9 protein-coding genes are annotated in these 13,100 nt (G+C 73.1%); 5 read left to right on the forward strand and 4 right to left on the reverse strand.

What is annotated here, in order from left to right; translation table 11 throughout:
* The first annotated feature begins 52 nt into the window (after positions 1 to 52).
* The 5 genes from LNK82_RS17240 to surE all read left to right on the forward strand — a co-directional run bounded on the left by LNK82_RS17240 (position 53) and on the right by surE (position 8,080).
* Entirely contained in the window at positions 53 to 1,099 is a 1,047-nt protein-coding gene (locus tag LNK82_RS17240; protein WP_230568117.1) for an LLM class flavin-dependent oxidoreductase, read from the forward strand.
* A gap of 149 nt (positions 1,100 to 1,248) precedes the next feature.
* The gene (locus LNK82_RS17245) at positions 1,249 to 5,052 is read left to right on the forward strand and encodes a Pls/PosA family non-ribosomal peptide synthetase (protein ID WP_230568006.1); all 3,804 of its coding nucleotides are present in this window, start codon (positions 1,249 to 1,251) and stop codon (positions 5,050 to 5,052) included.
* Positions 5,049 to 6,320 (forward strand): M1 family metallopeptidase, encoded by a 1,272-nt coding sequence (locus LNK82_RS17250; RefSeq protein ID WP_230568007.1) that lies wholly within the window; start codon positions 5,049 to 5,051, stop codon positions 6,318 to 6,320. The genes LNK82_RS17245 and LNK82_RS17250 overlap by 4 nt, the downstream gene beginning before the upstream one ends.
* A gap of 99 nt (positions 6,321 to 6,419) precedes the next feature.
* Complete coding sequence (locus tag LNK82_RS17255) at positions 6,420 to 7,340, forward strand: PfkB family carbohydrate kinase (RefSeq protein WP_230568008.1); 921 nt, start codon at positions 6,420 to 6,422, stop codon at positions 7,338 to 7,340.
* Positions 7,337 to 8,080, forward strand: coding sequence for a 5'/3'-nucleotidase SurE (gene surE / locus LNK82_RS17260; RefSeq protein ID WP_230568009.1), 744 nt, complete (start codon positions 7,337 to 7,339; stop codon positions 8,078 to 8,080). The genes LNK82_RS17255 and surE overlap by 4 nt, the downstream gene beginning before the upstream one ends.
* On the opposite strand, the gene LNK82_RS17265 is transcribed toward surE, so the two are convergent.
* The 4 genes from LNK82_RS17265 to LNK82_RS47715 form a co-directional block, all read right to left on the reverse strand.
* Positions 8,077 to 8,217, reverse strand: coding sequence for a hypothetical protein (locus LNK82_RS17265; RefSeq protein ID WP_230568010.1), 141 nt, complete (start codon positions 8,215 to 8,217; stop codon positions 8,077 to 8,079). The genes surE and LNK82_RS17265 overlap by 4 nt on opposite strands.
* A 123-nt stretch (positions 8,218 to 8,340) precedes the next feature.
* Positions 8,341 to 10,584 carry a rhamnogalacturonan lyase family protein gene (locus tag LNK82_RS17270; RefSeq protein ID WP_308257226.1) on the reverse strand — a complete coding sequence of 748 codons (2,244 nt, stop codon included), beginning with the start codon at positions 10,582 to 10,584 and terminating at the stop codon, positions 8,341 to 8,343.
* 225 nt (positions 10,585 to 10,809) lie between these two features.
* On the reverse strand, positions 10,810 to 11,130 hold the full coding sequence (locus LNK82_RS17280) for an L-rhamnose mutarotase (protein ID WP_230568011.1): 321 nt from the start codon (positions 11,128 to 11,130) through the stop codon (positions 10,810 to 10,812).
* Between the two features lie 74 nt (positions 11,131 to 11,204).
* Positions 11,205 to 13,031, reverse strand: coding sequence for a DUF6807 family protein (locus LNK82_RS47715; protein ID WP_230568012.1), 1,827 nt, complete (start codon positions 13,029 to 13,031; stop codon positions 11,205 to 11,207).
* Positions 13,032 to 13,100 lie beyond the last annotated feature (69 nt).

The following is a 13,100-nucleotide window of genomic DNA, read 5'->3' on the forward strand; positions in this document are numbered from 1 at the left end:
TGTTGACGTGTCACCAATGTCGGGTTAACTTGTTGACGTGTCCACAAAGGGAATGCAGCTCGGCGTCTACAGCTTCGGCGACCGGCACCGGGACCCGATCACGGGTGACCAGGTCTCGGTCGCGGACAAGCTGGCGCAGACGCTGGAGCGGATCAAACTGGCCGACGAGCTGGGGCTCGGCTTCTACGGGCTGGGTGAGCACCACCTGGCCGACTACTCGATCTCCAACCCCGGCACGGTGCTCGCCGCCGCCGCGAGCCTCACCTCGCGGATCACGTTGAGCAGCGCCGTCACCGTGCTCAGCACCGAGGACCCGGTGCGCGTGTACCAGCAGTTCACGACGCTCGACCAGCTCAGCCGGGGCCGGGCGGAGCTGCTGGCCGGGCGCGGGTCGTTCACCGAGTCGTTCCCGTTGTTCGGCGCGAGCCTGGAGGACTACGACGAGCTGTTCGAGGAGAAGCTGGCGCTGCTGCTGAAGCTGGACCGCGAAGACCCGATCACGTGGTCGGGGAAGTTCCGGGAGCCGCTGGCGGACGCACGCGTCCTCCCGAGGCCCTACGGGTCGCGGCTGCGGATCTCGGTGGGCACCGGCGGCAACCCGGAGTCGTCGATCCGGGCCGGGCTGCTGGGGTTGCCGGTGGTGTACGCGGTGATCGGCGGCGAGCCGGAGCGGTTCGCGCCGCTGGTCGACCTGTACCGGCGCGCGGGCGAGGCGGGCGAACAGGAGCCCGAGCGGCTGAACGTCACCATGAGCGCGATCGGCCTGATCGCACGCCGGTCGCAGGACGCCAAGGACGCGTTCTACCCGTATTGGCTGGAGACGATGAAGTACGGCTCGCGGGCCCGTGGCTGGCCCGTGCCGTCGCGGGCGGAGTACGACTCGTGGACGCGGGACGCGCAGTCGATCTTCGCGGGCAGCCCGGAGGAGGTCGCGGAACGCCTCATCTCCGTCGGCAGGCTCGTGAACGCCGACCGCTACGCGATGCAGATGGACTGGTCCGGCGTGCCCCACGAACTCGTCATGGACGCGATCGAACTGCTCGGCACCGAGGTGATGCCGTTGGTGCACAAGGAACTCGGGCAGTCCACTGTGGAGTGATCACGCCCGAACCGGTGCCGTTACACGATGTGACACCACCCACTCGTGGTCACGAGCGCGCGACGGTGACGTGAATCCCGGGTAAAGTCGCAGGTCGGCGTTTTCTTGGAGGACTTCACAGTGCGACTTCGCCCCATCGGTGCCCGTCGGTGACCATCGCCCCCGACACCGCTTTCCCCACACTGGTCGACGCGCCCGCGCTGTTCCGCGCCGGCGCCCCCGCTCCCGCGCGCACCCTGGTCGACGTGCTGGCCGACACCGCGCGTCGGCACCCGCACTCCCCCGCGCTGGACGACGGCACGACCTCGTTGACCTACCGGGAGCTGCTCGACGAGGTCGACGCGCGGAGCCGGGAGCTGGCGGCGGCCGGCATCGGCGCCGGCGACCGGGTCGGCGTCCGCGTCCCGTCCGGGACCGTCGACCTGTACGTGGCGGTGCTGGCAATCCTCACCGCCGGCGCCGCGTACGTGCCCGTCGACGCCGACGACCCGGACGAGCGCGCCGAACTCGTGTTCACCGAGGCCGACGTGTGCGCGGTCGTCACCGGGGAGCTGGAGCTGCGCGGCACGCCCCTGGGCCTCGTCGGCGCTCCCGGCCCGGACGACGACGCGTGGATCATCTTCACGTCCGGCTCCACGGGCAAGCCGAAGGGCGTCGCGGTCTCGCACCGGGCCGCCGCCGCGTTCGTCGACGCCGAGGCACGCCTCTTCCTCCCGGACGACCCGATCGGCCCGGACGACCGGGTGCTCGCGGGCCTGTCGGTGGCCTTCGACGCCTCGTGCGAGGAGATGTGGCTCGCCTGGCGCCACGGCGCGTGCCTGGTCCCCGCGCCGCGCGCCCTGGTCCGCACGGGCTTCGACCTGGGACCGTGGCTGGTCGAGCGCGAGGTCACGGTCGTGTCCACGGTGCCGACGCTGGCCGCGCTGTGGCCGGTGGACGCGTTGGACGACGTCCGCCTGCTTATCTTCGGCGGTGAGGCGTGCCCACCGGAGCTGGCCGAGCGGCTCGCCGTCGACGGCCGCGAGGTGTGGAACACCTACGGCCCGACCGAGGCGACCGTCGTGGCGTGCGCGGCCCGGCTGACCGGTGACGGTCCGGTGCGGATCGGGCTGCCCCTGGACGGCTGGGAACTGGCCGTGGTGGACGCCACCGGCACGCCGGTGCCGATGGGCGGCTCCGGTGAGCTGGTCATCGGCGGCGTCGGCCTGGCCCGCTACCTCGACCCGGCCAAGGACGCCGAGAAGTTCGCGGCGCTGCCGGGGCTGGCTCCTTTCGGGCAGGGCTGGGACCGCGCCTACCGCAGCGGCGACCTCGTCCGCGCCGAGCCCGAGGGCCTGCTGTTCCTCGGTCGCGCGGACGAGCAGGTCAAGCTGGGCGGCCGGCGGATCGAGCTCGGTGAGGTGGACGCGGCGCTGCAGGCGCTGCCGAACGTCGCGGGCGCCGCCGCGGCCGTGCGCACCACCAAGGCGGGCAACCAGGTGCTGGTCGGGTACGTGGTCGCGGGTGAGGAGTTCGACCAGGCCGACGCGCTGGCCCGGTTGCGGACCGCGTTGCCCGCGGCGCTCGTGCCGCTGCTGGCCGCCGTCGACACCCTGCCCACCCGCACGTCCGGCAAGGTGGACCGGGCGGCGTTGCCGTGGCCGCTGCCGGAGCTGGACGTCGCGGCGCCGGCCGGGGACCTCACGGACACCGAGCGGTGGCTGGCCGAGCAGTGGTCGGAGCTGCTGGGCACCCGGGTCGCCCGTCCCGACGCGGACTTCTTCGCCCACGGCGGCGGCAGCCTTGCCGCGGCCCAGCTGGTCTCCACGATCCGGACCCGCTACCCCAGCGGTTCGGTCAACGACGTCTACCAGCACCCCGCGCTGCGCGCGTTGGCCGCGCGGCTGGACGAGCTGAGCGGGCACCGGGGCGTCACGCGCGAGGTCGCGCCGACGCCGCGCCGGACCGGCGTGATCCAGTCGCTGCTGCTCGTGCCGTTGCTGAGCCTGGTCGGCCTGCGCTGGTCGGTGGGGCTGGCCGCGGTCGGCAACGTCGTCGGCTTCACCACGCCGGTGTCGTGGTGGTGGATCGCCGCCGGGTGGCTGGTGCTCGTCAGCCCGCCGGGCAAGGTCGCGATCGCGGCGGGCGGCGCGCGGCTGCTGCTGCGCGGCCTGCGTCCCGGCACGTACCCGCGCGGCGGAGGCGTGCACCTGCGGGTGTGGACCGCCGAACGGCTCGCCGAGTTCAGCGGCGCGACGAACCTCGCCGGGTCCTGGCTCACGCACTACGCCCGCGCTTTGGGCGTGCGGATCGGCCCGGACGTGGACCTGCACTCCGCGCCGCCGGTGACCGGCATGCTCAAGCTCGGCAAGGGCTGCGCGATCGAGCCCGAGGTCGACCTGTCCGGGCACTGGGTGGACGGCGACCGGCTGCACGTCGGCCGCCTCCGGGTCGGCGCGGGCGCGGTGGTCGGCGCCCGCAGCACCCTGTTCCCCGGCGCCCGGGTCGGCAAGCGGGCCGAGGTCGCGCCCGGTTCCGGTGTGATCGGCTCCGTGCCGACCGGGCAGCGCTGGGCCGGTGTCCCGGCGCAGCGCCACGGCAAGGCTGCCCGTCCGGGTCCGCGCCCGCCCCGGTCGTGGTGGTGGAAGCTGGTCTACGCGGTGACGACGTCGGCGTTGGGCCTGCTGCCGGTGGCGGCGGCGGTGCTCCCGGTGCTGCTGATCGCGCGCGAGCCGCTGACGCTCGGTTCGGCGCTGCTCGCGGTGCCGTTGGCGACGGTGGCGTGGCTGGGCTCGTACGCGCTGCTCGTGCTCGTGTCCGTGCGGCTGCTCGGCGTCGGGCTGCGGGCCGGCGCGTACCCGGTGCACAGCCGGATCGCCTGGCAGGCGTGGACCACGGAACGGCTGATGAACACCGCCCGCGTCGTGCTGTTCCCGCTGTACGCGAGCCTGCTCACGCCGGTGTGGCTGCGTGCGCTCGGGATGAGGGTCGGCCGCCGGGTCGAGGCCTCCACCGTGCTCGCGCTGCCGAAGATGACCACGATCGGAGACGGCGCGTTCCTCGCCGACGACACCATGGTCGCCACCTACGAGCTGGGCGGCGGCTGGTTGCGCATCGCCGCTGCACGGGTCGGCAAGCGCGCGTTCCTGGGCAACTCCGGCATGACCGCGCCGGGCCGCTCGGTGCCGAACCGCGGCCTCGTCGGCGTGCTGTCCTCGACGCCGAAGCGCGCCAAGGCGGGCAGCTCCTACCTCGGCATGCCGCCGATGAAGCTGCCGCGGGCGGCCGAGCAGGGCGACCAGAGCCGGACGTTCGACCCGCCGCGCCGGCTGGTCGTGGCACGGGCGTTGGTCGAGCTGTGCCGGATCGTGCCGGTGATGTGCCACGTGGCGCTGGTGGTCGGCGTGCTGTTCGCGCTGCGGGAGTTCGGACCGCTGTGGGCCGGGCCGGTGCTGCTCGCGGCGGGTGTGCTGGCGTGCGCGGTGTCGGCGGCGGCGAAGTGGCTGCTGGTGGGCCGGTTCCGGGCGCGTGAGCACCCGTTGTGGAGCGGGTTCGTGTGGCGCAACGAGCTGGCGGACACGTTCGTCGAGGTCCTGGCGGTGCCGTGGCTGGTCGGCCGGGCCGGCGGGTCGCCGGTGATGGCGGTGTGGCTGCGGTCGCTCGGCGCGCGGATCGGGCGCGGCACGTGGGTCGAGTCGTACTGGTTCCCGGAGTCGGACCTGGTCCGGCTGGGCGACGGCGCGACGGTGAACCGGGGGTGCGTGGTGCAGACGCACCTGTTCCATGATCGGATCCTCCGCATGGACCAGGTGGAGTTGGCGGACGGGGCGACCCTCGGCCCGCACGGGATCGTGCTGCCGGGCGCGACGGTCGGCGCGCACGCGACGGTGGGCCCGGCGTCGTTGGTGATGCGCGGCGAGCACGTGCCCGGGGGCACGCGCTGGCTGGGCAACCCGATCTCCGCCTGGCGATGACCGGCCCGTACCTGCCCGACCACGGCGACGGCGGCTACCGGGTCGCGCACTACGACCTGGAGCTGGACTACAAGCCGCACACCGGTCGGCTGGCCGGGCGGGCGACGCTGTCCGCCGTCGCGGCCGGCCCGTGCGCGCGGGTGGTGCTGGACTTCGGCACGCTGACCGTGAACCGGGTGCTGGTGGACGGCCGACCCGCCCGGCACGTGCACGGCGGCGGCAAGCTGCGCGTGCGACCCGCACAGCCGGTGGACGGACCGTTCACCGTCGAGGTGCGGTACTCGGGCGTGGCCCGCCCGGTCCGCTCCCGGCACTGGGGCGAGCTGGGCTGGGACCAGCTCACCGACGGCGCGCTGGTGGCGAGCCAGCCGATCGGCGCGCCGTCCTGGTTCCCGTGCAACGACCTGGTGCGGGACAAGGCGACCTACCGCGTCTGCGTCACCGCGCCGTCGCCGTACGCGGTGCTGGCGAACGGGGTGCTGGTCGACCGGCGCACGGGCGGCAGCAGCACGACGTGGGTCTACGAGCAGGCCGAGCCGATGGCGACGTACCTCGCGTCGGTGCAGATCGGCCTCTACGAACGGCTGCCGCTGGCCGAGGGCCAGGACGTGGCCGCGCCCGCACGGCTGCTGCGCGCCGCACGGCACGACTTCGCCCGCCAGCCGCAGATGATGGCCGTGTTCGAGGAGCTGTTCGGCCCCTACCCGTTCCGGACCTACCAGGTCGTGGTGACCGACGACGAGCTGGAGGTGCCGGTCGAGGCGCAGGGCATGTCGGTGTTCGGCGCGAACCACGTGGACGGGCGGCGCGGGCACGAGCGGCTGGTCGCGCACGAGTTGGCGCACCAGTGGTTCGGCAACGGCGTGGGCCTGGCCGACTGGCGCGACATCTGGCTGAACGAGGGTTTCGCCTGCTACGCGGAGTGGCTGTGGTCCGAGCGGTCCGGCGGCCCCACCGCGGGCGCGCACGCCGCCCGCGCGCACGCCCGCTTGGCCCGGCTGCCGCAGGACCTCCGCATCGGCGACCCCGGCGTGGCCAACCTGTTCGACGACCGGGTCTACCAGCGGGGCGCGCTCACCGTGCACGGCCTGCGGACCCGGCTGGGTGACGCGGCGTTCTTCGGCGCCCTCCGCGAGTGGACCGCGACCCACCGGCACGGCACCGCGACGACGAGCGACTTCGTGGCACTGGCCCAGCGCCACTCCCCCGAGCCGCTCACGGCGTACTTCCGCACCTGGCTCGCCGAGCCGAGGCTGCCGCCGATGTGACGCGGGTTCACCGGCACGGAGCTGCGGGTGTGCCGGAGGAACTCGCGCACCGGCGCCGAACCGTGGTTCGATCAACGGCAGAGCGGGTAGGTGTCCGTTATGCCCGGTCGAGTAGCGGTGTTCGCGCCGTCCCCAGAGTTGACGGTCACGGTGGAAGAGCTGGACGGCACGCCCGACATCCACATCCACGCCGGAGGGCAGGGGGTGTGGATGTCGCGCATGATCGAGTCCCTCGGCGCCGAGGTGGTGCTGTGCTCGGCGTTGGGCGGCGAGACCGGGCAGGTGCTGCGGCACCTGATCGGGGTCGAGCTGAAGGCGCGTGACGTCACCGCCCGCAACGGCGGTTACGTGCACGACCGGCGTGACGGCGGGCGCGACCAGCTGGTCCGGATGCCCGCCGACGCGCTGTCCCGCCACGAGCTCGACGACCTGTACGAGATGACGCTGATCGAGGCGCTGAACGCGGGCGTCGCCGTCCTGAGCGGCCCCGCCGAGGCCGACACGCCGGTGCCCGACTCCGTCTACGAACGGCTCGCCAGGGACCTCCGCGGCAACGGCTGCCGCGTGGTCGTGGACCTGTCCGGCGAACGGCTGGCCGCCGCGCTCGCGGGTGGGCCGACGGTGGTCAAGGTGAGCCACGAGGAGCTGGTGAAGGACGGGCTCGCCGAGTCCGACTCGCTGCCCGACCTGGTCGAGGGCTGCCGCCGGGTCGCGGAGTCCGGCGCTAGCGCGGTCGTGGTGTCGCGGGCCGCCGAGGAGACGCTGGCGTGGCTCGACGGCACGCACTACCTCGTGGAGACGCCGGAGCTGAGCCCGGTCGACACGCGCGGCGGCGGCGATTCGATGACCGCCGGCCTGGCCGCGGGTCTGGCCCTCGGCCGGTCCGTGGAGGAGTCGCTGAAGCTGGGCGCGGCGGCGGGCGCGGTGAACGTGACCAGGCACGGGCTCGGCACCGGCAGCGGTGACGTGGTGCGCGGACTGGTCGACCGGGTGCGGCTGCGGCGCTGGGAGGACGCATGAGGGTGCTCATCACCAACGACGACGGCATCGACTCGCCGGGGCTCGCCGCCCTGGCGCGCGGCGCGGTGGCGCACGGGTGGACGACCGTGATCGCCGCGCCCGCGGGCGAGTCCAGCGGCACGAGCGCGGGCCTGACCGCCGCCGAGGACGACCGGCGCGTCCAGGTCGAGCGGCGTGAGCTGCCCGGGCTGCCGGACGTGCCCGGCTACGCGGTCGCCGCGCACCCCGCCTTCATCGCGCTGGTCGCGTCCCAGGGCGCGTTCGGCGACCCGCCCGACATCGTGCTGTCCGGCGTGAACCGGGGCGCGAACGTCGGCCGCGCGGTGTTGCACTCCGGCACCGTCGGCGCGGCGCTGACCGCCGCCATCAACGGCGCGCGCGCCATGGCGGTGTCCCTCGACGTGGGGCTGGACCCGGATGTCCCGCACCACTGGGAGACCGCCGTCGCGGTGGCTTCGACGCTGTTCGACCGGGTCGCGGCCCTGCCGGTGGGCGCGGTGCTCAACCTGAACGTGCCCAACCGGGCCGAGGTCGGCGAGCCGAAACGGGCCGCGCTGGCCGAGTTCGGCACGGTGCGCACCCGGATCAAGGACAGCGACGACGGCACGATCGGTTTGGCCGCCGTCCTGGTCGAGGACGACTTGGAGCCCGGCACCGACGCGGCGCTGCTGGCCGAGGGACGCCCAACCGTCACCCCGCTGCGCTCGGTCGCCGAGGACCCGGACGTCGAGGTGTCCTAGTCGTCCTCCACGCCCTCCGCCGCGGACTGCTCGGACTGCTCGCCGTCCGACCGGCCCAACGCGTCCTCCGCGCCGTTGACCAGGTCGGGACCGCCCCACTGACGCCCCTCGGACTGGCCCAGTCTGTGCTTGCCCATGGTGTGACCTCCCTCGATCCCCGGATTGATACCCCCTGACCGTGGAATTCACACCCGGAAATGCCGGTGGCCTACCCCGAGTGAGGTAGGCCACGGCAGCGGAACGTGATCAGCGGGTGGTCGTCAGCCGGCGTAGTGCACGTCCGGCCACGGCGGGGTCGCCATGCCGTTCCCGATGTGGAAGCTCGGGTGCGGCGGCTGGTTGTAGGCCGTGTTCTGCCACGCGATGGCGACGCGGTACATGGTGTCGTGCATCAGCGTCGGGATGCGGCGGTCCGTCTGGTTCGGCGTGGCGTAGATCCGCAGCGCCCGGTTGTCGCTGGTGCGCCAGACGACCTCCTCGCGCCAGTCGCCGAACAGGTCGGCGCTCAGCGCGGGCGTGGCCTTGGTGCCGTTGTTGGAGGCCACGCCGGAACCGGTGAGCAGGCGGGTGTCGCCACCCGTGCCGTACTTGTCGACGCGGGTCTGGTCGAGCAGCTCGCGCGACGGGTCGCCGTCCCACCAGATCAGGAAGTTCGCCGACGACGGCTTGCGGCCCACGTTCGCGCCGCTCGGGCTGCGCAGGCTGCCGTCGGCGTTGGACCAGGACTCCGCGCCGGGGCTGCCGGCGTGGATGTCGGCGGACACGCCCCGGCCGTTGTCGCTGCCGGACGCGGTGGTCCAGAGCCGCTGGCCGGTGCGGGCGTCGGCGAACCACGAACCCGGCTTCGACGAGTCCTCGGAGACCTTGAAGTACTCCAGGCCCGGTCGGGACGGGTCGAGGTCGCCCACGTGCCCGGCGTCACCGTGGCCGAGGCCCGTGGTCCACAGGCCTCGCCCGGTGTCGTCGATGGTGGCCGCGCCGTAGACGATCTCGTCGCGGCCGTCGGCGTCCACGTCGGCGATGCTCAAGGAGTGGTTGCCCTGGCCCGCGTACCCCGACTGGTTGTTGGAGTCGAACGTCCACCGCTTGGTCAACGTGCCGTTGCGGAAGTCCCAGGCCGCGATCACCGCACGCGTGTAGTAGCCGCGGGCCATGATCAACGACGGTCGGGCGCCGTCCAGGTAGGCGGTGCCGGCGAGGAACCGGTCGACCCGGTTGCCGTACGTGTCGCCCCACGAGCCGACGTTGCCGCGCGGCGGGTCGTAGTTCACCGTCGACATCGCCGCGCCGGTCTGGCCGTTGAACATGGTCAGGAACTCCGGCCCGGCCAGGATGTAGCCCGAGGAGTTGCGGTGGTCCGCGCTCGCGTTGCCGATCACCGTGCCGCGGCCGTCCCGCGTGCCGTCCGCGGTCTTCATCGCGACCTCGGCCTTGCCGTTACCGTCGTAGTCGTACACCTGGAACTGGGTGTAGTGCGCGCCCGCCCGGATGTTGCGGCCCAGGTCGATGCGCCACAGGCGGGTGCCGTCGAGCCGGTAGGCGTCGATGAAGACGTTGCCGGTCACGCCCGACTGCGAGTTGTCCTTGGCGTTGTCCGGGTCCCACTTCAGCACGAACTCGTAGTCGCCGTCACCGTCCAGGTCGCCGACGCTCGCGTCGTTGGCGACGTAGGTGGAGCCCGGCGACTGGATCGGCACGTCGCGGTAGCCGGAACCGAACGCCACCGACGCCGGGGACGCCGGCTGTTCGGCTCCGTCCACGACGGCGCGCACGGTGTAGGAGGCATCCGCCGCGGCGCCGTTGTCCAGGTGGTTCGTCGAGCCGGTGATGGGCGAGGCGTTGACCTTGGTCGTGCCCCGGTACACGTTGAACGCCACGTTCTGCGGGTCACCGCCCAGCAGCCGCCAGCTGACCAGGTTGCCGCTGCCCGACCGCACGCTGATCACGCCGCGGTCCAACCGCTCGACCTGCTTGCGGCCGGTCGGGTCGGACGGTCCCGGCCCGGGGGTCGTCGTGGTGGTGGTCGTGGTGGACGTCGTGGTGCTTGTCGTGGTCGACGTGGTGGTGGTCGTCGTCGTGGGGTCGACGCCGCCCGTGCACGTGGTGCCGTTGAGGGTGAACGTCGTCGGCACGCCGACCACGTCGCCGGTCACCGAACCGTTGAAGCCGAACGACGCCGTGCCGCCGGTCGGGATCGACCGGTTCCAGTCGACGTTGGTCGCCGTCACGCTCGCGCCGGAGGCGGCGAACGTCGCGTTCCAGCCCTGGCCGAAGCGCTCGGAGCCGGGGAACGACCAGGCCAGCGTCCACCCGTCGACCGGGTCGCCCAGGTTCTTGATCGTGACGTTCGCGGAGAACCCGCCCTGCCACCTGTTCTGCACCACGTAGTCGACCCCGCAGCCGGGGGCCGCCGAAGCCACGCCGGCGACCAGCAGGCCTCCGGTCAGTGCGCTGATCGCCGTGACGGCGGCGATCGCCCGCACTCTGAACGAGTTGGTGAGCACCGTTGCTCCTTCGTCGCAGGTTCTGGGAGCGCTCCCAGGTATGAGCCGGGTAACGCCCTCGCCCGGCACATAAGAGCACTGCCACCGAGCAGCCGTCAAGTGATGAAACGATTCACGGCCGCCTGTCCCAATTGGTGCGGATGGGCTGGTCCACCTGCCCGGAGGTGCTCTGAAAAGGTTCAACGACGGCGCCCACCTGGCGCGCCGACTCCAACGTCGGACCCCTCAGTCGAGGTGGAAGACCTCGGTCAAGGGCCTCATCGCCTCGTCGGGATGCCTGCCGTCCAGTGCGGTGAAGAACTCGGCCATCTCGGCCTGCCACCGGTCGTTCACCTCGCGGTCGCGCATCCCCTGCTGGGCGGCGTCCCAGTCCGGGGTCTCCAGGTAGCCGACGAGCAGGCCGTCGTCGGCCAGGAAGAGGCTGTAGTTGCCCCAACCCGTCTCCCGCAACGCCTCCCGCATCTCCGGCCACACCTCGCGGTGCCGCTCCCGGTACTCCTCCATCCGCTCCGGGCGCACCCGGAGCAGGAAGCAGACACGTCGCACGTCAACCTCCAGGACTGAAACGTTTCACAACGGTGTTGCGCCGCAAGGCTCGTCAATGGTCGGGACTACCTCGCTCACGGCGGGCGCACGCCGTCGTAGAACGCCACCCGCACGGTGATCTCTCGTTCCTGCCCCGGTTCGAGCACCACCGGCTCGTCCCAGGCGAGCGCCGAGCCGATGCCCTGGTACTGCCCGACCCGCACGAACCACGGGTCCGTCGGCCCGGACACCACGGCCGTCCACGCCCGTTCGCCCGGGTTCCGCTCGGGATCGCCGACCACGACCGCCAGCCACGGCGCGGGCCGGCCGTTGACCTCCGCCTCACCCTCGCCGTCGGGGGTGCGGACCCTCACCGACCGCGGATCGAGGGCGGGCAGCCGCCAGAACCAGCCGCCGTAGCCCGCGCCCTCCCGGCCCTTGCTGCCCGGGCTGTGCAGCACCACGTGGTCCGCCGCGGTGAGCACGCTGGTCCACTCCAGCTCCCAGCCACCGGCGACCACGCGGCGGCGTTCGCGCAGCAGGACCGCACCCGCCGAGTCGCACCAGGCCAGCTCGCCCGGCCCGGTCTCCTCGACCCGGCCCAACTCACCCGGCACGTACCCCTGACCGCGCACGTAGTTGCGCCCGCCCCACAGGTTGACCCCGTTGACGTCGGGCAGCGCCAGGCCGATGCCCCGGTGCCACGGGTGGTCGTCAGGGTGCTCGCCGGTGACGACGACCCCGCCGAGCGTGCGCACCGGGTGCAGCGCCGGCCGCGGCACGACCAGCGGCAGCCGCGCGCCGTCCCAGCCGTACCGGGCGACCCCGCCCAGCGGCGACCAGGGCACCTCCAGCTCGGCGAACGTGCGCAGGTGCTCGGCGGCCTTGGCCACCACGTGGTCCACGCCGTCGACGTCCACCCGCTTGCCGTTGCGGCGCAACCACGCGGGGTCGATCGGCATGGGGTCGGGCGCGGTGCGGACGGCCTCCAGCACGCGCATGAACGCGCCGGTCCTGACCAGCGGCGCGTGCAGCGGCACGGCCGGGTCCGCCAGGTGGTCCAGCAGGTTCCGCAGCGGCGAGTAGTGCCGGTGGCGCTCCTCGATGCCGTCGATCACCAGCCGGTGCTCGGTGTAGTGCAGCTCGGCGCGCTTGCGGCTGCCGTGCACGACGAGCACCGGTTCCCGGACCACCTCGGCGCACAGCGTCACGGCCACCACGACGACCGTGCCGTTGCGGGTGCGCAGCCGCAGGCACGAGGTGTCGTCGGCCTCGATGTCACGGGCGCGCAGCAGCTCCAGCTCGATGTCGTGCACGTCGTCCACCCCCGTGCTGCCGTCCAGCGCCAACGCGGTCGCGACGCCGTGCGCGAACGGGTTGGTCAGCGCGCCGTCCACCACCGGCACGCCGTCGAGCGCACGTCGGCCCGCCCACGGCGCACGGGTGTAGTAGGTGTCGTCACGCGACCACGTGCCGCGCACGCCGATGCCCCGGATCTCGCCCAGCGCACCGGACCGCATCAGCCCGGCCAGCCGGTGCACCGCGGGCGAGCCGAGGCTCTGAAACCCGACCTGGACCAGCCTGCCCTCCGACCGGTCGACCAGGTCCTGCCAGTCGGCCAGCGTGGGCGTGGGCGGTTTCTCCAGCACGAGGTGCGCACCGGAGGCCAGCACCTGCCGCGCCAACGGCACGTGCGTGTGCATGGGGGTGGACACGATGCCGATGTCCGCGTCACGCATCAGCTCCGCCAGGTCGGCGTCCACCGGACGGTCGCCGACGAGCCGTCGCGCCTCGCCGTCGAGCGGGTTCACCTCGCACACGCCGGTGAGCCGCACCAGTCCTTCGGCCTCCAGCGCGGCGATCTCGCGCAGGTACAGCCGCCCGTAGCCGGCCGCGCCGGCGAGCACCACCCGCGGCGTCACCGGAGATCGCGGTGGTGCTCAGGGCCGGCGGCGGGATCACGCCGACCGGGCAGGAACGTGTTCACCACG

Source organism: Saccharothrix luteola, assembly GCF_020859565.1.
GTDB lineage: Bacteria > Actinomycetota > Actinomycetes > Mycobacteriales > Pseudonocardiaceae > Actinosynnema > Actinosynnema luteola.

Coding starts and splice junctions, on each gene's coding strand:
- surE (WP_230568009.1), top strand. CDS start 7,337: ATGAGGGTGCTCATCACCAACGACGACGGCATCGACTCGCCGGGGCTC.
- LNK82_RS17240 (WP_230568117.1), top strand. CDS start 53: ATGCAGCTCGGCGTCTACAGCTTCGGCGACCGGCACCGGGACCCGATC.
- LNK82_RS17265 (WP_230568010.1), bottom strand. CDS start 8,217: ATGGGCAAGCACAGACTGGGCCAGTCCGAGGGGCGTCAGTGGGGCGGT.
- LNK82_RS17255 (WP_230568008.1), top strand. CDS start 6,420: ATGCCCGGTCGAGTAGCGGTGTTCGCGCCGTCCCCAGAGTTGACGGTC.
- LNK82_RS17250 (WP_230568007.1), top strand. CDS start 5,049: ATGACCGGCCCGTACCTGCCCGACCACGGCGACGGCGGCTACCGGGTC.